Source organism: Nitrobacter winogradskyi Nb-255 (assembly GCF_000012725.1).
GTDB lineage: Bacteria > Pseudomonadota > Alphaproteobacteria > Rhizobiales > Xanthobacteraceae > Nitrobacter > Nitrobacter winogradskyi.
Genome location: NC_007406.1, coordinates 455,942 through 476,363, shown reverse-complemented (window position 1 = coordinate 476,363; position 20,422 = coordinate 455,942). Strand labels below are relative to the sequence as shown.

Below are 20,422 nucleotides of genomic sequence, written 5' to 3'. Positions count from 1 at the left end.
GACCTGTCCCGAAAAAAGATACTCGGAAGCATCCGCCACAAGCTGGCCTCGTGTTTCAGTCCGACATGACCGTCCGTGTCAGCTCAGCGCCTCGTCGAGGAACGCCTTGAGTTGCGCAAGATGCTTCGACATCAACCCCGTCGCGGTGGCCGCGGCCGCGGCGCGGCCGACATAACGCGGGCGTTTGCCGGGCGCGCCGATCTGATTGAGGACCCATTCGAGGTAAGGCTCGATGAAGAGCCAGGCGCCCATATTGCGTGGCTCTTCCTGGCACCAGACGATCTCGGCGTTCTTGAAGCTGCCGAGAACCTGCACCAGCGCCTTCAGCGGAACGGGATACAACTGTTCGATCCGCATCAGGTACACGTCATTGATGTCGCGCTGCTCACGCTCCTCGTAGAGATCGTAATAGACCTTGCCCGAGCACAGCACCACGCGGCGAATCTTATCGTCGTCCACCAGCCTGATCTTTTGCTCCGGCAACATCGTCGCGTCGTCGTAAAGGATGCGATGAAATGCCGTATCGGCGCCGAGTTCGTCGAGACGCGACACTACCCGCTTGTGACGGAGCAGCGACTTCGGCGTCATCATGATCAGCGGCTTGCGGATCTGGCGCTTCAACTGGCGGCGCAGCGCATGGTAATAGTTGGCCGGCGTCGTGATGTTGACGACCTGCATGTTGTCTTCGGCGCACATCTGCAGGAAGCGCTCCAGCCGCGCCGAGGAATGCTCCGGCCCCTGGCCCTCATAGCCGTGGGGAAGCATGCAGACGAGACCCGACATGCGCAGCCACTTGCGTTCGCCGGAGGAGATGAACTGGTCGAACAAGACCTGCGCGCCGTTGGCGAAGTCGCCGAACTGCGCTTCCCACATTGTCAGCGTGTTGGGCTCCGCGAGCGAATAACCGTACTCAAAACCGAGCACTGCTTCTTCCGACAACAGCGAATTGATGACCTCGTAGCAGCCGTGATCGGCGTCGAGATGATTGAACGGCGTGTAGCGGCTCTCGTCTTCCTGATCGAACAGCACCGAATGCCGCTGCGAGAAGGTGCCGCGCTCGCTGTCCTGGCCGGACAGACGGACGTTGTGGCCCTCAAGCATCAGCGTGCAGAAGGCCAGCGCCTCGGCCGTCGCCCAGTCGATCCCGGCTCCGCTCTCGATCGCCCTGGCGCGATTATCGAGAAAACGCTGCACCGTGCGATGCACCCGGAAACCGTCCGGAACCCGCGTAATGCTGCGGCCGATCTTCTTCAGAGTCTCGATGCTCACGCCGGTGACGCCACGGCGCGGCTCCTCGCTCTGGTCTGCGAGCTTGAGACCGGCCCACTTGCCGTCGAGCCAGTCGGCCTTGTTCGGCCTGTAGCCGGCGCCGGCCTCGAGTTCAGCGTCCAGCCGCGCGCGCCAGTCGGCTTTCAGCTTTTCGATCTCGCCCTCGGTTATGATGCCTTCGGCGCTCAGCCGCTTGGCGTAGAGTTCAAGCGTCGAGGGGTGCACCGCGATCTTCTTGTACATCAACGGATTGGTGAACGACGGCTCGTCGCCTTCGTTGTGACCGTGGCGGCGATAGCAGAACATGTCGATCACGACCGGCTTGTGGAATTTCTGACGGAACTCGACCGCGACCTTCGCCGCGAACACCACGGCCTCCGGATCGTCGCCATTGACGTGGAAGATCGGTGCGTCGATCATCTTCGCGACGTCGGACGGATAGGGAGACGAGCGCGAGTAGCGCGGATAGGTGGTGAAACCGATCTGGTTGTTGACGATGAAGTGGATCGATCCGCCGGTGCGGTAGCCCTTGAGGTCCGACAGGGCGAAGCATTCCGCCACCACGCCCTGTCCCGCGAAGGCGGCGTCGCCATGCATCAACAGCGGCAGCACGGAGTTGCGCTGCTCGGGCGGATCGCCGTGCTGGTCCTGCTTGGCGCGCACCTTGCCGAGCACCACCGGATCCACGATTTCAAGATGCGAGGGATTGGCGGTCAGCGACAGGTGTATCCGGTTGTTGTCGAACTCGCGGTCGCTCGAGGCGCCGAGGTGATACTTGACGTCCCCGGAGCCTTCGACGCTGTCCGGATTGACCGAACCGCCCTTGAACTCATGGAACAGCGCGCGATGGGGCTTGCCCATCACCTGCGTCAGCACGTTCAGCCGCCCGCGATGCGGCATGCCGATCACGATTTCCTTCACGCCGAGATTGCCGCCGCGCTTGATGATCTGCTCCAGCGCCGGGATCAGCGATTCGCCGCCGTCGAGACCGAAGCGCTTGGTTCCCGTGAACTTGACGTCGCAGAACTTCTCGAAACCCTCGGCCTCGATGAGCTTGATCAGGATGGCGCGGCGGCCTTCCGGCGTGAAACTGATCTCCTTGTCCGGCCCCTCGATGCGCTCCTGAATCCAGCTTTTCTGCGCGGCGTCCGAGATGTGCATGAACTCGACGCCCAGGGTCTGGCAATAAGTGCGCTGGCAGATCGCCACGATCTCGCGCAGCGAGCCGTATTCGAGCCCCAGGACGTGGTCGAGGAAGATCTTGCGATCCATGTCGGCCTCAGTGAAGCCGTAGGCGCGAGGATCAAGCTCTTCACGATCGCGCGCAGGTTCGAGACCGAGGGGATCGAGCCTTGCATGAAAATGCCCGCGCATGCGGTAGGCGCGGATCAGCATCAGCGCGCGAACCGAATCGCGCGTGGCCTGATTGACGTCGCCGCCGGCGAGCACCGAGGCTTTCGGTTTCGCCGTTTCCTGCGCCTTTACGTCCGCGGTCTTTTCGAACCGGGCCCAGTTACCGTCGAGCGCCGAGGTGAGGTCGTCCCGGGGAGCCTGCGGCCAGTTGGCCCTCTCCCAGGATGGGCCTCTCGCGTTCTTCTCGACGTCCTGTGGAGAGTCCTTCAGGCTTTTGAAGAATTCCTGCCACGCAGCGTCGACCGAACCGGGGTCTTTCTCATAGCGGGCGTAGAGTTCGTCGATGTAACCGGCATTCGCGCCCTGCAGGAACGAGGAAAGGGCAAATGCGGCATTCGCGTCCTGGCGAGACATATCGCGTCCTGACGTTTTAGGTCATGCGCGTCACCGACGGGCGCGCACGCTTTTCCCCCGCGAGACCAGCCCTTCCCGGCAGGATCAGCGCGAACTCGACGTTACCCTATTTAAGGGGAAACTTCCCGCTGAAAAGATCAAGACCTGAATCAGTGCTTCAGTTTTTCGACAAGCGTTTTTCCCAGTCGCGCGGGAGACGGGGAAACCGCTATTCCGGCTGCTTCCATGGCCGCCGTCTTGGAGGCGGCGTCACCCTTTCCGCCGGAAATGATCGCGCCGGCATGTCCCATGCGGCGGCCAGGCGGCGCCGTGACCCCGGCGATGAAGCCGACCACAGGCTTGTTTCGGCCGCGCCTGGCCTCATCGATCAGGAACTGGGCGGCGTCTTCCTCCGCCGACCCTCCGATCTCGCCGATCATCACGATCGCGCTGGTGTTGGGATCGGCCAGAAACATTTCCAGCATGTCGATGAACTCGGTGCCCTTGACGGGATCGCCGCCGATGCCGACCGCCGTGGTCTGGCCAAGGCCCTCCTGGCTGGTCTGGAACACTGCCTCATAGGTCAGCGTGCCCGAGCGGGAGACGATGCCGACGTTACCGGGCTTGAAGATGTTCGCGGGCATGATGCCGATCTTGCATTCACCCGCCGTCACGACGCCCGGGCAATTCGGCCCGATGAGGCGCGATTTCGATCCCGTCAGCGACCGCTTGACCCGCACCATGTCCAGCACCGGAATACCCTCGGTGATGCAGACGATCAGCGGGATCTCGGCGTCGATCGCCTCGCAGATCGCGTCCGCCGCGCCGGCCGGCGGTACGTAGATCACGCTGGCGTCTGCGCCGGTCGCCTCGCGCGCTTCGCGGACGGTGTCGAACACCGGCAGGTCGAGATGGGTCTGCCCGCCCTTGCCCGGCGAGGTGCCGCCGACCATTTTGGTGCCGTAGGCGATCGCGGCCTCGGAATGGAACGTGCCGTTCTTGCCGGTGAAGCCCTGGCAGATGACCCTCGTATTCCTGTCGATCAGAATCGGCATCACGCGACCTCTTTCACGGCTTTGACGATCTTCTGCGCGGCATCGTCGAGATCGTCGGCGGGCAGCACGTTGAGGCCGGACTCGCGGATGATCTTCTTGCCGGCGTCGACATTGGTGCCTTCGAGGCGAACCACCAGCGGCACATTCAGACCCACCTGTTTCACCGCGGCGACAACGCCGTCGGCGATGACATCGCATTTCATGATGCCGCCGAAGATATTGATCAGGATGCCCTTCACGTTCGGATCGGCAGTGATGATCTTGAAGGCGGCCGCGACCTTGTCCTTGGTGGCGCCGCCGCCGACGTCGAGGAAGTTCGCGGGCGCCATGCCGTAGAGCTTGATGATGTCCATGGTCGCCATGGCAAGGCCCGCGCCGTTGACCATGCAGCCGATCTGGCCATCCAGCGCGACGTAGCTCAGATCAAACCGCGACGCCTCGATTTCCTTGGCGTCTTCCTCGCTCTCGTCGCGCAGCGCAACGACATCGGAGTGGCGGTACAGCGCGTTGCTGTCGAACGATATCTTGGCGTCGAGCACGCGCAGCTCGCCCTGTTTCGTGACCACCAGCGGATTGATTTCCAGCATCGCCATGTCCCTGGCGATGAACGCATCATAAAGCTGCGTCACCAGCTTTTCCGCCTGCTTGCCGAGATCGCCGCGCAATCTCAGCGCCCTGGCGACGGTGCGGCCGTGATGGCTCATCACGCCGGTGGCGGGATCGACCGAGAAGGTCACGATCTTCTCAGGCGTTTTGTGCGCGACCTCCTCGATGTTCATCCCGCCTTCGGTGGAGACCACGAACGAAATCCTCGATGTCTCGCGGTCGACCAGCGCCGAGAAGTAGAATTCCTTGTCGATGTCGGAGCCTTCCTCGATGTAAAGGCGGTTGACCTGCTTGCCGGCAGGGCCGGTCTGCGCCGTGACCAGCGTCGCGCCAAGCATCTGGCCGGCGAAGGTCTTCACCTCGTCGATCGATCTGGCGAGGCGGACGCCGCCTTTCTCGCCGGCGGAAGCTTCCTTGAACTTGCCCTTGCCGCGGCCGCCGGCGTGAATCTGGCTTTTCACCACCCAGACCGGACCACCCAGCGTTTCGGCCGCGGCCTCCGCTTCCGATGCCTGCAACACCGGCACCCCTCGCGAAACCGGCACGCCGAACTCGCGCAGCAACGCCTTGGCCTGATATTCGTGGATGTTCATCTGGATGGTCTCCAACCCGCGGCAGGGACAGTTCTGGCAGGGACAATTCCGTCATTCGTTTCCGTCGGCCAGGATAGCCCCGCCCACGATATGCCTCCAAGCATGCCTCCAAGACCGCACGCGCATCTTTTGGCACCGAACCGAGGCAATGCCGATCAACGGTCGAGCAGATCAGGGGCGATCTTCTTGCAGGCATCGACGAGCCCCTGAACCGCGGCGACCGATCTGTCGAAGGCTTCCCGATCCCTGCCCGCCAGTTCGATCTCGACAATGCGTTCGACGCCCTTGGCGCCGATCACCACGGGCACGCCGACATACATGTCGTATACCCCGAACTCGCCGTTGAGATAGGCGGCGCAAGGCAGCACGCGCTTCTTGTCGCGCAGGAAACTTTCCGCCATCGCGATCGCGGAGGCGGCGGGGGCATAGAAGGCCGAGCCGGTCTTGAGCAGATTGACGATCTCGGCGCCGCCGTTGCGGGTGCGATCCACGATTTCATCGATGCGCGCCTGCGAGGTCCAGCCCATCTTGACGAGGTCCGGCAGCGGAATGCCCGCCACCGTCGAGTATTTGACCAGCGGCACCATGCTGTCGCCATGACCGCCAAGCACGAAGGCCGTCACGTCTTCCACCGAGACGTTGAACTCGTCCGCGAGAAAATAGCGGAAGCGCGAGGAATCAAGCACGCCGGCCATGCCGACCACCTTCTTCGCCGGCAGACCGGAGGCCTTCTGGAGCGCCCACACCATGGCGTCGAGCGGATTGGTGATGCAGATGACGAACGCATCCGGCGCATATTTCCTGATGCCTGCGCCGACCTGTTCCATCACCTTGAGATTGATGCCGAGCAGATCGTCGCGGCTCATGCCCGGCTTGCGCGGAACACCGGCGGTGACGATGCAGACGCCGGCGCCCTCGAGCGCTTCATAGGAATTGGTGCCGGCCAGTCTGGCGTCGAACCCTTCTACCGGGGACGACTGGGCAATATCGAGCGATTTACCTTGCGGAACGCCATCCGCGATATCGAACATCACGACGTCGCCGAGTTCCTTCAGTCCGATAAGATGAGCGAGCGTCCCTCCGATCTGGCCGGAGCCGATCAAGCCAATCTTGTCGCGCGCCATGGGAATTCATCCTTTGATGACAATAAGAGACGGGAAGGAAAAACCTCGACGGATCGTGGTTGTTTTCGAGCGAGTGATGGGTTCGCGTGAAGAAAACGCGCCAAACCAATAATCCAGGCTCTGCTGATTCAATCAGAAGTGAAATGCTCTAGACCTTTCCCGGAACTCGTTCAAGCCGTCGCACCGAGCCCCCTCATGTCTCGACCAGTCCGGTGCTGGAACTGCGGGCGGCGGAATGACCGCGACCGTGGGCCTTCGCCAGATAGGATTCCGAGTTCATCTCGACCAGGCGCGAGGAAGTGCGCTTGAACTCGTTCGCTTCTAAACCGTCGCTCGCGCGATAAAGAGAAAGCGGATCGGCATCGCTCGAGGCCATCAGTTTCACGCCGTTGTCATACAGCGCATCGATCAGGGCGATGAACCGCTTGGCGGCGTCGCGATCGGCGTGGTCCATCACCGGGATGCGGTCGATCATAAGGGTGTGGTAGTCGCGCGCGAGCCGCAGATAGTCGGAAGCCGCCAGCGGCTGCCCACAGAGATCCGCAAAGGAGAAACGCGCCACCCCGTGGGCCGAGCATGGCACATGGAGAATGCGGCCCTTGATCGCGACATCGCGCGGCTTGCACGGCGCGCCGCCGGTCATGAGCATCCACGCCCTGTCGAGCGCCGCCTCGGCTTCGGCGTCGGCGGGTGTCAGCCACATCTTGACGCTGGCGAGCTTCTCCAGGCGGAAATCGGTGCGGGCGTCGAGACGCAGCACATCCATGCGCTCCTCGATCTGCGCAATGAACGGCAGGAAAAGCACGCGGTTGAGGCCGCCTTCGTAGAGGTCTCCGGGAGGGATGTTCGAGGTCGCCACCACGACGGTGCCGAGTTCGAACAGCCGTGCGAACAGACGCCCCAGAATCATGGCGTCGGCGATATCGGTGACGTGGAACTCATCGAAGCATAACAGCCATGCCTGCTCGAAGATCGACGCGGCGGTGAGCTGAACGACATCGGCGTCGGCCGTCTCACCCCGCGCGATGCTCTGGCGAAAGCCAAAAATGCGCTCATGCACGTCTGTCATGAACTCATGAAAATGGACCCGACGTTTGTGGGCGACCCGGCTCTCCTGGAAGAACAGGTCCATCAGCATGGTTTTGCCGCGCCCGACATCGCCATGGATATAGAGTCCCTTCGGGGGAGGCTCTTCATCGGACTGAAACAGCCTGTCGAGGAAGCCCGACTTGCCCGCGGGCTTGTAGGCCATGAGCCGCTCGTCCAGCGCGGCGAGAGCTTCCACCGCCCGCGCCTGCGCGGGGTCCGCCTCGATCGCGCCTGATGTGACGAGAGACTGATAGTGATTCCGCAACGATGGGGGAGGAGAGGACAGCATCGGACAGGTTACGGCTCCTGAGAGGGCGGATGCGCGTCGAAAACTGGTTGAAAGTCTTGCGAACCGGCGATCACGCGCCGAGCGCGTAGGCGTCCTCGACGACATAAGGGCCGCCGCCGACCGAGGCACGTGAGGAGAACAGCACAAAGCGCTCGGCGGTGAATACCGTGGCCGGGAAATAACCCCGAACAGACAGATAGTTTGCGACATCCTGATTGGATGCGTCGCGCAAGCGCGCCAGCGTGATATGCGGCGTGAACTTCCGCCCCTCGGCGCCAAGCCCGCAGCGCCGCATCAGCCGCTCAAGCTCGGCCTGCAACTCGATCAGAGGTCCGCTCGGCTCCACCGAGGCGACCACGGCGCGCGGTTTCCTGCCGCCGAAGCTCGACAGTCCCCGCAGCGTCACCTCGAAAGGCTTGCGATTGACCCGGAGCAGCACCGATGCGACCTCGTTCGCGGCGGCGCCGTCGATATCGCCGATGAAGCGGAGCGTGAGGTGATAGTTCTCCGGATCGATCCAGCGGGCACCCGGCAAGCCGCCACGCAGACCGGACAGCGTGCGGCAGATCTCGGGCGGTATTTCCAGCCCCGTGAACAAACGCGGCATCGCAAATCCTCGATGCAAATCCTCGATGCAAATCCTCGATGCAAATCCTCGACGAATGGCTTCGGTCCCGACACCCGGTCGGAACCATCGAGTGACGGCCCGGCGACGATACAACTGCCGTTCTATCGTAGTTTTGTGACGGTGCAAGCCGTGGCCTGGATGCGCACCCTTTCTTCAAGTCTTCCGCTCGGAAAGGGTATCGAGAAAGGCTTCAACCGTGGAAAGAATATTCTTGACGATCGTTGTCACCCCGGCCGCCGTCGGATGAATTCCGTCCGCCTGATTGAGTTCGGCATTCGCCGCAACGCCTTCCAGAAAGAACGGGTATAACGGGACGCCATGTTTTTTCGCGAGATCGGAAAAGATTGCGCCGAATTGAGCCGCGTATTCGTCGCCGTAGTTCGGCGGCGCGACCATGCCGCATAGCAGGATCGCGATGTTGCGCGCCTTCAGGCGTTTGAGGATTTCATCCAGCGCGGCGCGCGTCACCTTGGGATCGATGCCGCGCAAGGCATCGTTTGCGCCGAGTTCAAGGATGACGCCCTGCGTGCCCGCCGGAACGGACCAGTCCAACCGGTCAAGACCGCCGGAGGCGGTGTCGCCGGAGACGCCGGCATTGCTGATCGCGACGTTCACACCCTTGTCTTTTAACGCCTTCTCCAATTGCGCGGGAAATGCATCGGCGGCGGAAAGCCCAAGGCCAGCGCTTAGGGAATCACCGAGCACGACGATCCTGACGGGGTCGGCGGCCCGCGCCGGGGCTCCGAGGACGAGGACTGCGCCGAGCAGCAACAGCACGAAGCCGCGCGTCAACCTCTCGATCGTGGAAAAAGAAATGCCATATGAGCCAGCGCGGCGGCCGGTGCGGTCTCCGTCATTGTGCTTCAGGTGCTCCGGAGGTCTTCCATACGGAAGCAACCTGGACCACATTTTCCGTGTCCTTCTGAATCCGAAGTTCGCTCGGAACGGTGCGGCAGGATAGGCGAACACAGGAACAGGCATGGACAGTCTCATCAAACGCTCGTCTCCAGCCAGCTATTCGGAAATCCCGGACGCCATCGCGATTTCAGATGTCAATCTCACGCTCGGCAGCGGCGCCGCGCGAGTCCACATCCTGAAGGACATCAGTCTTCGCATTGCTGCTGCCGAGGCGATCGGTTTGATCGGCCCGTCCGGGTCGGGGAAATCCACCCTGCTCATGGTCATGGCGGGACTGGAACGTCCCGACAGCGGAGAGGTGGTGGTCAACGGCACTTCTTTCAATGCTCTCGACGAAGACGGCCTCGCACGGTTCCGCGGGCGTCATGTCGGCATCGTGTTCCAGTCGTTTCATTTGATTCCGACCATGACGGCGCTGGAGAACGTCGCCGTACCGCTCGAACTCGCCGGCGTCGCGGACGCATCCCAACGCGCGGCGAGCGAACTGGAGGCGGTCGGTCTCGGCGCGCGGCTGCATCATTATCCGACGCAGCTATCTGGCGGCGAGCAGCAGCGCGTGGCGCTGGCGCGGGCGTTCGCGCCCGATCCGGCTATACTCGTCGCCGACGAACCGACCGGCAACCTCGATGAGGCGACCGGCCAGCAGATCGTCGACCTCCTGTTCGCAAAGCATGCCGAGCGCGGCATGACGCTGGTGCTGGTGACCCACGACACCGCGCTCGCGCAACGCTGCGACCGCGTCGTGAGGCTGCGGTCGGGGCGCATCGACGGAGCAGGTCAATGAGCCCGGTTCGCTCCGTCGTCATGGTTTCCGGGGTCACAGGCTTGATTCTCGCCCAGTATGCAGCGGCGCGTCGGCGATGACGGCGAAAATGACCCGCGCGCGGTTTCTTCCCTTGCGCCTGGCGTTGCGCGAGCTGCGCGGCGGGCTGCGCGGCTTCTATGTCTTCATCGCCTGCATCGCGCTCGGCGTCATGGCGATTGCCGGCGTCGGATCCGTGGCGTCCAGCCTGTCGGACGGGTTGGCGCGCGAGGGACGCACGCTGCTCGGCGGCGATGTGTCGTTTTCGCTGATCCAGCGTGAAGCCAGGCCGGACGAGATCGCCTTCCTGCGTGCGCGGGGAACGGTCTCGGTGGCGGCGACGCTGCGCGCGATGGCGCGCGCGCCAGACGGCAGGCTGGCGCTGGTCGAACTCAAGGCGGTCGACGGGGCCTATCCCCTGCTCGGCGCGCCGACGCTGAAGCCGGACATCCCGATGCCCGATCTGCTCACCGAACGCGACGGCGTCTTCGGCGCGGCCGCCGACCCGACCCTGCTGACACGGCTGGATCTCAAGATCGGCGATCGCGTGACGATCGGCAGCGCCACCTTCGGGATCCGGAGCGCGGTCGAAAGCGAGCCCGACAAACTGGCGGGCGGCCTGGGACTCGGGCCGCGCTTCCTGGTCAGCATTGACGGCTTGCGCGCCGCTGCATTGCTCCAGCCCGGCAGTCTGGTGCGCTGGATCTACCGGGTCCGGCTTGCGGGTAATGACGCGGGCGACAGGGCGACGGCGACGCTGGGCGAAGCCGCGCGGACGGCGCTGCCGGAGGCCGGCTGGGAGATCCGCAGCCGCACCAACGCCTCGCCGCAGCTTGAGCGGACCATCCTGCGTTTCACGCAGTACCTGACCCTGGTCGGGCTCGCCGCTCTGCTGGTCGGGGGCGTCGGCGTCGGCAACGCCGTCAAGAGCCACATCGACCGGCGGCGCGACATCATTGCGACTCTCAAGGCGGTGGGCGCGACCGGCCGCGACGTGTTCGCAATCTATCTGTCGCAGGTCATGGTGCTGGCGGCTATCGGCTCGCTCGCCGGCCTGATGATCGGCGCGGCGCTGCCTTTCATCATTGTCGGCGCCTTCGGCCATCTGCTGCCGCTGCCGGTCGCGCCGATGCTGCATCCCGATGAATTGGCGTTGTCGGCGGTCTATGGGCTGTTGACGGCGCTGGCGTTCGGCATGTGGCCGCTGACACGGGTGCATGACATTCCGGTCTCGGCCCTGTTTCGCGACACCGTCGCTCACGAAGTCGTCCGGCCACAGGCTCGCTACCTTGTCTTGATAGCGCTCCTGATCGCAACACTGGCCGGTATCGCCGTCGGTCTTGCCTACGACAAGCGCGTGGCGCTGGTGTTCGTGGCCGCGGCGGCGATCGTGTTTGCGTTGCTGCGCGGCATCGCCTCGGGATTGATGGCGCTCGCGCGGCGGCTGCCGCGATCCCGGATCACCATGGTGCGGCTTGCGGTTGCGAACATCCATCGTCCGGGAACGCTGACGCCATCCGTGGTGCTTTCGCTCGGCCTCGGCCTTGCGGTTCTGGTCACGATCACCCAGATCGACGGCAATCTGCGGCGGCAGTTCTCGGCGGCGCTGCCGGAGCGCGCGCCTACGCTGTACTTCATCGACATTCCCTCGTCGGTATCGGCCCGGTTCGACGAATTTCTCAAGCGGCTGACTCCGCAAGCGACCGTGGAGGACGTGCCGATGCTGCGCGGGCGCATCGTCGCGGCGCGCGGCGTCAAAGCCGAAGAGCTGAAACCCTCGCGCGACGCGCAATGGGTGCTGCAAAGCGATCGCGGCCTGACCTACACCGGCGAGGTGCCGAAGGGATCGAAGGTGGTGGAGGGCGAGTGGTGGGGGCCGGACTATGACGGACCGCCGCTGGTGTCGTTCGAGAAGAAGCTGGCCGACGGGCTCGGACTCAAGATCGGCGACACCGTGAACGTGAACGTGCTCGGTCGCGACATCACCGCCACCATCAGCAACATGCGCAACGTCGACTGGCAGAGCCTCGGCATCAATTTCGTGCTGGTGTTCTCACCCCATGCCTTTCGCGGCGCGCCTCACACCCATATCGCCACCCTGACGGAAATGCATGACAGCCCTGCAAAAGACGCATCGATCATCAAGGCCGTGGCCGACGCCTTCCCGATGGTGACGAGCGTGCGGGTTCGCGAGGCGCTCGAAACCATCGGCACGGTCGTCACCAACCTGGTGCTCGCGATCCGCGGCGCCAGCACCGTCACCCTTGTTTCGGCGATCCTAGTTCTTGGCGGCGCGCTGGCCGCCGGCCATCGGCACCGCGTCTATGACGCAGTAATTCTGAAGACTCTCGGCGCCACCAGGCTGCGGCTGCTCGGCGCTTATGCGCTGGAATACCTCATGATCGGTGCCGCGACAGCAGTGTTCGGCATGGCGGCCGGTTCGCTTGCCGCGTGGCTCATCGTGACGCGATTGATGACGCTCGGTTTCGAATGGCAGGCTGGCAGCGCGGCCATCGTGGTCGCCGCCGCGCTGATCGTCACGGTCGCGCTGGGGCTTGCCGGCACGCTGATGGCGCTCACCCGGAAGCCGGCGTCGGTGCTGAGAAATTTATGACAAAATGAAGCGGGTATCTGGACCACCCCGTCACGTGGTCGATCAAAGGTTCCTTTACGAATCTGAGGTTTTTATTCGTTTCGATCCTCCAACGGTTTCGGAAGCCGCGCCGGTTCCGGAGGGCGACATTCAGCCGCGCATGGAAGCTTGCGGCGATTGTGTTAGTTTCCCACATATGGGTTGGTCGGACGCTGGTCTCTGATTGACCGGACATCGATAATCAGCAAACCAGGTATCCGAAACAGATTTCGCACTGGCGCGTTTCATACGATGCCAGCTAACCACGGGAATTCGACATGTCGGACTTAGACCGCAACTATGCCACTCCGCTTGGCCGTGCTGACGGGCGCGTTGATGCCGCCGCCGTCGATGCCGGTCTTCGGGCTTATATGCTCAAAATCTACAACTACATGTCGATCGGCCTCGCCATCACCGGCCTGGCCGCGCTTGGCGTCTACATGGCGGCCGTCACCGGCGATCCGTCGGGCGCCGCCGCCAAGCTCGGCAACGCTTACCTTACGCCGTTCGGCTACGCGATGTTCGTGAGCCCCTTGAAGTGGGTGTTCATCCTCGCACCGCTGGCGATGGTCTTCGTCATCTCATTCGGCATCAACCGGCTCAAGCCGGCGACCGCGCAGATGTTGTTCTGGGCGTTCTCCGCTCTGATGGGCCTGTCGCTGTCCTCGATCTTCCTGGTGTATACGCACACCTCGATCGTGCGGGTGTTCTTCATCACCGCAGCCTCGTTCGGCGCGCTGAGCCTGTTCGGCTACACCACCAAGCGTGACATGACCGGGATGGGCTCGTTCCTGTTCATGGGCCTGATCGGCGTGATCATCGCCAGCCTGGTGAACCTGTTCATCGCCAGCTCCGCGTTGCAGTTCGTCGTCTCGGTCGCAGGCGTGCTGGTGTTCGCCGGCCTCACCGCCTGGGACACCCAGCGGCTGAAGAACGACTACATCTACGGGTATGCCTCACAGGGCGGCGAAATCGCCGAGCGTGCGGCTATTACCGGCGCTCTGTCGCTCTACCTGAACTTCATCAACCTGTTCACGCTGCTACTGCAGTTGCTGGGACAGCGTGAATAGGCAAGGCTTGAAACAGGTCCCTTCCATCCCGCAGCAGAACATGCGGCGAATGGATGGATTGGTGCACAAGCGGCTGCTGTCGTTCAGATAGTGTAGAAGGCGGGCGCCCGATTCGATGGCCACCTCGGAAACGAGGTGGCCATTTTCATGAGATATGTTGCCGGACAATCGGGAACGGGCCCTCGCGGACCGGGCATCACATCGCAACCGGAGGCGCGCGGCGGTTCGTGTGATCGACGCCTTTACAATCGCGCCTTGAGCAAGAAAGCCAAGCTCGGCTTTCGTGCGGGCGGATCCCGCCGCGCTTGGGCAGCCCGTTATGATCCGCGCGATCTTTGAAGCTTATGTCAGGAAATTTTCTGGAGCATTTTCCAGCGAGGTGGATCTTGGTTCGCTGCGAGAAAATGCGACCAGACAATCATTTCGAGAGCATGGTCCGATCCAACTTTGATCGGATCCATCATGCTCCGGCGCTCTCGAGCGGAGCATGATCGCGGGCTTGACCCGGCGAGGGAATGTCCAGTTATAGCGTTTTCGAGCGAAGTGGAAACCGGTTCGCGTGAAGAAAACGCGTCAAAAAAGATCATAGAGCGTCGCTTCTGATTCCATCAGAAGCGAAAAGGCTCTAGCGCGAAAACAACGCGTTGAACGGCAACCAAGGACATCTCTTCCGATGCCGTCAAAAACGCGGCTCTGTTTCCGAGAATGATGGCGCGGTAAATATTTCCTGACAGAGCCTTTAGTTTTCTTCCACGCGAATCGGTTTCCACTTTGCGCTGACGCAGCCTTTCGGGTCGGGATCATGCTCCAGGCAACCCCGCACCTAAAATGGCCATGCACGCACGCGCCCGCTCTGCCGTCCGTCCAATGACGCCTGCGTGCCAGGAAAATCACAAAGCCTGCCCCCTGAAATCAACTGCCCCTGAAACCAAAAGAGGCCCCCGAGCGGGAGCCTCCATTAAGTCCAAACGCCTCGCCGAAAGGCCGGCGTTCTATAATCGCTGCTCGCCGTTAAGCAGCAACGGCGGCATCATCGCCATCGGCTGCTTCCAGGTCGCCGTCAGCCTCGCCGCCCGCCTCCGCCTTGGCGCCACGCCGCGGGCTCTTGGCCAGTTGACCCTCGATTTCCTTGACCGCTTCGGTCTCCGTCACGTGCTGAACGACCGCGATCTCGCGTGATAGGCGATCAAGCGCGGCTTCGTAAAGCTGACGTTCGCTGTAGGACTGCTCCGGCTGGGATTCCGATCGATAGAGATCGCGTACCACTTCGGCGATCGCGACAATATCCCCGGAATTGATCTTCGCTTCATACTCCTGCGCCCGCCGCGACCACATGGTGCGCTTGATGCGCGCGCGGCCCTTCAGGGTTTCGAGCGCCCGCTTGACCAGACCCGGCTCGGACAGCTTACGCATCCCGACATTGGCAACCTTCGCCGTCGGCACCCGCAGAGTCATCTTGTCCTTGATGAAGTTGATAACGAACAGCTCAAGCTTGGCGCCAGCAATCTCCTGTTCTTCGATCGCCAGAATCTGGCCGACACCATGCGCGGGATAGACCACGAACTCGCCGGTCTTGAACCCCTGGCGCTGGGTCAGAACCTTCTTCGGCTCCTCCACGCGCGCGCCCACCCTGGCAACCGGCTTCACCGCCGGCTTACTGGCCACAGCCGCCTTCGCTGCGGACTTCGCCGTCGGCTTGACAGAGGTCCTGGAACCTACCTTCGGGGCGGAAGCGATCTTGGAAGCAGTCGTCCTCGAGCCGGCTTTCGAAGCAGCGGTCTTCGAAGCAGAAGCAACAGTCTTCGAAGCGGCGGTCTTCGAGGTAGCGGTGTTTGCGGACGCTCTGGCGGTCTTGCTTGGCATTTCGCCTCTTTTATTTCTTGAGGATTTTCCGGCCGAACGCTTGGCAGCCGTCGTTCGCGTGATCGAGGCGGCAGTCCGGGCACGAGCTTTTGTTCCACCGCGGCGAGCGGTAGATGTCCTCGAACTCGTTTTTTTACGTGTTTTCTGTGACACAGCCCGCGCGTGGATACCCACGCCTTCCTGGATGTTCACGCCGGAGTCCTTCCGGACTCATAAGCAGGTAAATGTACGGTCGAATTCGGAAACCCGCTCAAGATAGCACATTTTCCGCAAAAATCAATGATTTATGCGCGCGCCCGCACGCTGGCGGCCGTTCTGAGCCTCGAGTCGTCAAAAAAGGTAAATAATGACCGGTGAACCAGGAGCGCCGGAGCGGGCATTGCAAGGGGCGCGCGAAAAACGATCAGTCTCCCGTGCCGGGATCTGGAGAAAAATATTTCTCGAACTTACCCTCCTGGCCCTCGAAATCCTTGGCGTCCGGCGGAGTTTCCTTCTTCTGCGTGATGTTCGGCCACCTGCCAGCGTACTCTGCATTGACCTCAAGCCATTTCTCAACGCCCGGTTCACTGTCCGGCTTGATGGCTTCCGCCGGGCATTCCGGTTCGCAGACCCCGCAATCGATGCACTCGTCCGGATGAATGACGAGCATGTTCTCGCCTTCGTAGAAGCAATCGACGGGGCAAACTTCAACGCAATCGGTATATTTGCATTTGATGCAGGCATCGTTGACGACGTAAGTCATCCAAGGCTCCGAGAGGCTCGATTTTGCAGGTTGGGTAGCGCAGGAATAGCGCTGCCGCAAGCGTGGGAACCAGTCGCGCGGCGCAAGTGATCCCTCAAGCCGTTAGTCCAGTTCAAACTGCGCCGGATCGAACTCCGCTTATTCTCTTCAACCGAGCATGATCCCGCCCGAGAACCGGCTCTACCTTGCGGCGGCGAACCCTCGGATCCGGATCATTCTCCAGCAGCTTCGCCGGAAGCATTCGACAGGTCGTCATAGAGAGCCCGCGCCACGGTCGGGCCGCCTCGCCGTTCGGCAAATCCGGTAATTCTCAGGATACGAATGCCACGATCCAGTCTGATCGTGAGCACATCGGCAATCCTGAGGGGGTGGCCGGGAGAAGTTTGCCGCAGTCCGTTGACACGAACACGGCCGGCCTCGACCAGCGACGCGGCCTGGGTGCGCGCCCTGACCACGCGCGCGTGCCACAACCATTTGTCGAGACGCTGCCGCTCCAGGACATCCAACGGGGCCACTCCGATCGCGAACCACGCCGACGATGACAATGCCCTCAATCGGTAACGTATGCTGATCGCAAACGGGCATCAACCGTTGCGGAATGTGCGCCTGAGAACCGGCCATTCAGTCCTTGCGGCCGGCAAGCTGATCCTTGAGGGCGGCCAGTTTGGCAAACGGCGAGTCCGGATCGATCGATGGCTCGCGCTCGCGCGGGGCGCTGCTGGCGTAGGGCCGATGCGAAGGTCCGGTGTCCGAACGCCCCTCGCGACCACCCTTGCGAAAGCCCTGAACCCGGCCCTTATCCTGATCCCTGTCCCGCCCCTTGCCCTTGAAGCGCTCGCGCGGCGGGCGTCCCTTGCCTTCGCGCGGCCCGCTCTCGCTCCCCGCGGGAGCGGTTTCGGCAAGTGCGCCGGTCGGCTGCCGCCGTCTGCTGCGCCCGTACCGCTCGCGGCCCTGCGCTCCCTCGGAACCCTCTCCGTCCGCGGGCGCCGCCTGCGGGCCATCCGTTTTAGGCTGCTGCCGGCGATACCGATTACGATCGTGGCGTGGACGTCGATCGACGGCTCGCCCGCCCGGCCGCCAGACTTCGACCGTCGCCGGCTCAGCGTCCGCCTCCAGCGGCGAGGCGTCCGGCGCGGTCATCGCGGCGGAATCCGCGTCTCCTTCGACAGCGCCCCCGGCAACGACGGGCGCGGAATCATCCGGCGCGGCCTCGTTGGCGGCCGTTTCCTCGACGTCGGAGCCCTCCGAAACCTCAACGGCTGGCGGCGATGCCGCGGGCGGTTCCTCGCCCACTTCAACCGACGCTTCGAGGCCAGCGGCGGGAACTCCGGATAGATCCGTGTCCGGCGCGGGCTCCGGTTCAACAAAGCCGGCATCGGCCGTATCCGCGCGGACGGAAACGGCTCCCTCATCCGCGGGCACGACGACACTCGCCGCCGCCGGCTGCGGCGCGCTTTCCGAGGTTTCAGCAGCAACCGCTTCCACGGCGGCATCCGCCAAGGCGCCGCTCTCCGTTGCGGATGGCGGCGCCGGGCATCGTTCCATGCGATAGCCGAGGGCGCGTAGAATGGAGGCGAAATCCTCACCGGCGGTGCCCGCGAGCGAGGTCATGGCCTGCGTCACGACAAACCCGCGCCCATCGAACGCGCCGGCGGGCTTCTCGCCGGGCGTCCCTTCCCGCCACGACAGCGCCGGACGGATCAGGTCGGCAAGCCGTTCGAGGATGTCGACGCGGACCGCGCGCTCGCTGCATTGCCGATAACCGAGGGCGCGGTAGGCGTCGCGATCAAGCAGCTTGTCCGCCGGGAACGACGTGCGGCCGCTACTTGCGAGATGCTGCGCGCTCGACAGCGCCGAGAGGTCGACATTGTCCTGCTTCAGCGCCCACAACAGCGAGGCCAGCGACCGCGCAGCCGGCTTCAAAAGCAGGGGAAAATAAATATGGTAAGCGCCGAAACGCACCCCGTACTTGCGCAGGGAAGCGCGCGACGACTGATCGAGATCCTTCAACTGCGCAGCGATCCTCGAACGCTCCAGCACGCCGAGCGATTCGACCAGCTGGAAGGCGATGCCTCGGGCAATCCCGGTGACGTCCTCCGCTTTCGACAGCTCGAACAGCGGTCCGAGAAGCTTCTCGATATGGGTCTTCAGCCATAGATCGAGCCTGGCCTGCACCGCCTCGCGCGGCGCTCCGGTCAATCGTTCGTCGGAAATGATCCGCAGCCGCGGATGCAGCGCGTCGTCCGCAGCCACCAGCCGCGCCACCGCGTCGCCCGTCCAGCGGATGGTGCCGTCCGAGGTCAGCACGAACTGGTCGTCGGGCGCTCCCGACAATTTCTCCGCGCGCGCCTCGATTTCGCCGGCCAGCGCCTTTTGCGCGATGGCCTGCAATGCCTTGGCTTCGGAGCCAGCCTCCGCCGCATCCGGCGCGAACGTAAATCCGTCGAGACGGCCGATCACATGGCCCTCGACGATCACCTCACCCGTCTTGCCGATTTCCGTATCCAGCATCGTGTTTTCCCGCAAGCGGCGCATCAATACACTGGTCCGGCGGTCAACGAAACGCTCCGTGAGCCTTTGGTGCAGCGCGTCGGACAATTTATTTTCGGCCTCGCGCGAAATTCCGCGCCAGTGCTCGGGATCGGCCAGCCAGTCCGGACGATTCGCGACGAAAGTCCAGGTCCGGATCTGCGCGATCCGCGCCGACAGGGTATCGATATCCCCGTCGGAACGATCGGCCTGGGCGATCTGAGCCGCGAACCAATGGTCGGGAACCCTGCCCTGGCGCATCAGAAAGCCGAACAGCGTGGTCACCAGTTCGGCATGGGCCGCCGGCGCGATCTTGCGATAATCCGGAATCTGGCAGGCGTCCCACAGCCGCTCCACCGCAGCCGCGGTTTGCGCCATGTCGCGAACCTCGACGTCGCGCGCCGCGTGATCGAGCACCCGCAGATCCTCGGCGATCGGCGCGCGGGTCAGCGCCTCGTGCGAGGGCGTCAGCGCCAGCGAGGCCTGCAAGGCGTCGAGCGAGGAAAAATCGAGACCGGAATTGCGCCACTGCAGGGTTCTGATCGCCTCGAAGGTGTGATTTTGCAGCGCGTCCACGAGTTCGGGCTCGAACGGCGCGCAGCGTCCCGTGGTGCCGAAGGTGCCGTTGCGGGTGGCGCGGCCGGCGCGGCCGGCGATCTGCGCGAATTCAGCCGGCGTGAGCCGACGGAACTGGTAGCCGTCATACTTGCGGTCCGAGGCAAATGCGACGTGATCGACATCAAGATTGAGGCCCATGCCGACCGCGTCGGTGGCGACCAGATAATCGACGTCCCCGGACTGAAACATCTCGACCTGCGCATTGCGGGTGCGCGGGCTGAGCGATCCCAGCACCACGGCCGCCCCGCCGCGCTGGCGCCGGATCAGTTCGGCAATGGCATAAACCTCGTCCGCCGAGAAGGCGACGATCGCGGTGCGGCGAGGCTGCCGGGTGATCTTGCGGTCGCCCGCGAATTCAAGCTGGGACAGCCGCGGGCGCGTGACGATGCTTGCGCCCGGCAGAATCCGCTCGACGATCGGGCGCATGGTGGCGGCGCCGAGCAGCAACGTCTCGTCGCGGCCGCGGCGGTGGAGAATGCGATCGGTGAAAACATGGCCGCGTTCAAGATCAGCGGCGATCTGTATTTCATCGATGGCGAGGAACGCCACGTCGAGATCGCGCGGCATCGCTTCGACGGTCGAAACCCAGAAGCGCGGACGCGCCGGCTTGATCTTCTCCTCACCGGTGACGAGAGCGACGGAGTCCACCCCGGCGCGGTCGACGATCTTGTCGTAGAGTTCGCGGGCGAGCAGCCGCAGCGGCAGGCCGATAATGCCTGAGGAATGCGCCAGCATCCGCTCGATGGCCAGATGGGTCTTGCCGGTGTTGGTCGGACCGAGCACCGCCGTCACGCCCGCGCCTAGCGCGCGACCATTGCCGGGCGGAAATATCGAGGATGAGAAGGCCAT

14 protein-coding genes are annotated in these 20,422 nt (G+C 63.3%); 3 read left to right on the top strand and 11 right to left on the bottom strand.

Features of this window, described 5'->3' with window-relative positions; genetic code table 11:
* Positions 1–78 precede the first annotated feature (78 nt).
* The 7 genes from NWI_RS02185 to NWI_RS02155 all read right to left on the bottom strand — a co-directional run bounded on the left by NWI_RS02185 (position 79) and on the right by NWI_RS02155 (position 9,308).
* A complete protein-coding gene (locus NWI_RS02185) occupies positions 79–3,036 on the bottom strand; it encodes a 2-oxoglutarate dehydrogenase E1 component (protein ID WP_011313753.1) in 2,958 nt (985 codons plus the stop codon).
* Positions 3,037–3,185: 149 nt separating this feature from the next.
* Positions 3,186–4,070, bottom strand: a complete 885-nt coding sequence (gene sucD / locus NWI_RS02180) for a succinate--CoA ligase subunit alpha (protein WP_011313752.1) — start codon at positions 4,068–4,070, stop codon at positions 3,186–3,188.
* Entirely contained in the window at positions 4,070–5,269 is a 1,200-nt protein-coding gene (gene sucC, locus NWI_RS02175) for an ADP-forming succinate--CoA ligase subunit beta (RefSeq protein ID WP_011313751.1), read from the bottom strand. Before sucC ends, sucD begins: the two co-directional genes overlap by 1 nt.
* Positions 5,270–5,424: 155 nt before the next feature.
* On the bottom strand, positions 5,425–6,393 hold the full coding sequence (gene mdh / locus NWI_RS02170) for a malate dehydrogenase (protein ID WP_011313750.1): 969 nt from the start codon (positions 6,391–6,393) through the stop codon (positions 5,425–5,427).
* Between the two features lie 193 nt (positions 6,394–6,586).
* A complete protein-coding gene (gene zapE / locus NWI_RS02165; protein ID WP_011313749.1) occupies positions 6,587–7,771 on the bottom strand; it encodes a cell division protein ZapE in 1,185 nt (394 codons plus the stop codon).
* 70 nt (positions 7,772–7,841) lie between these two features.
* Positions 7,842–8,378 carry an RNA 2',3'-cyclic phosphodiesterase gene (thpR, locus tag NWI_RS02160; RefSeq protein WP_011313748.1) on the bottom strand — a complete coding sequence of 179 codons (537 nt, stop codon included), beginning with the start codon at positions 8,376–8,378 and terminating at the stop codon, positions 7,842–7,844.
* 174 nt (positions 8,379–8,552) lie between these two features.
* Positions 8,553–9,308: an arylesterase gene (locus NWI_RS02155; RefSeq protein WP_011313747.1), complete on the bottom strand. Its 756-nt coding sequence runs from the start codon at positions 9,306–9,308 to the stop codon at positions 8,553–8,555.
* Positions 9,309–9,378: 70 nt separating this feature from the next.
* Here NWI_RS02155 and NWI_RS02150 point away from each other — a divergent pair, with 70 nt between their 5' ends.
* The 3 genes from NWI_RS02150 to NWI_RS02140 all read left to right on the top strand — a co-directional run bounded on the left by NWI_RS02150 (position 9,379) and on the right by NWI_RS02140 (position 13,821).
* The gene (locus tag NWI_RS02150) at positions 9,379–10,101 is read left to right on the top strand and encodes an ABC transporter ATP-binding protein (protein ID WP_011313746.1); all 723 of its coding nucleotides are present in this window, start codon (positions 9,379–9,381) and stop codon (positions 10,099–10,101) included.
* A 76-nt stretch (positions 10,102–10,177) separates the two neighbouring features.
* On the top strand, positions 10,178–12,733 hold the full coding sequence (locus NWI_RS02145) for an ABC transporter permease (protein ID WP_011313745.1): 2,556 nt from the start codon (positions 10,178–10,180) through the stop codon (positions 12,731–12,733).
* Positions 12,734–13,029: 296 nt separating this feature from the next.
* Positions 13,030–13,821, top strand: coding sequence for a Bax inhibitor-1/YccA family protein (locus NWI_RS02140; protein ID WP_011313744.1), 792 nt, complete (start codon positions 13,030–13,032; stop codon positions 13,819–13,821).
* Positions 13,822–14,832: 1,011 nt separating this feature from the next.
* On the opposite strand, the gene NWI_RS02130 is transcribed toward NWI_RS02140, so the two are convergent.
* The 4 genes from NWI_RS02130 to NWI_RS02115 form a co-directional block, all read right to left on the bottom strand.
* Entirely contained in the window at positions 14,833–15,684 is an 852-nt protein-coding gene (locus NWI_RS02130; protein WP_011313743.1) for a CarD family transcriptional regulator, read from the bottom strand.
* A gap of 403 nt (positions 15,685–16,087) precedes the next feature.
* A complete protein-coding gene (gene fdxA, locus NWI_RS02125) occupies positions 16,088–16,426 on the bottom strand; it encodes a ferredoxin FdxA (RefSeq protein ID WP_011313742.1) in 339 nt (112 codons plus the stop codon).
* Positions 16,427–16,638: 212 nt separating this feature from the next.
* A complete protein-coding gene (locus NWI_RS02120; RefSeq protein ID WP_041345308.1) occupies positions 16,639–16,923 on the bottom strand; it encodes an RNA-binding S4 domain-containing protein in 285 nt (94 codons plus the stop codon).
* A gap of 124 nt (positions 16,924–17,047) precedes the next feature.
* Positions 17,048–20,422, bottom strand: a complete 3,375-nt coding sequence (locus tag NWI_RS02115) for a helicase-related protein (protein WP_011313740.1) — start codon at positions 20,420–20,422, stop codon at positions 17,048–17,050.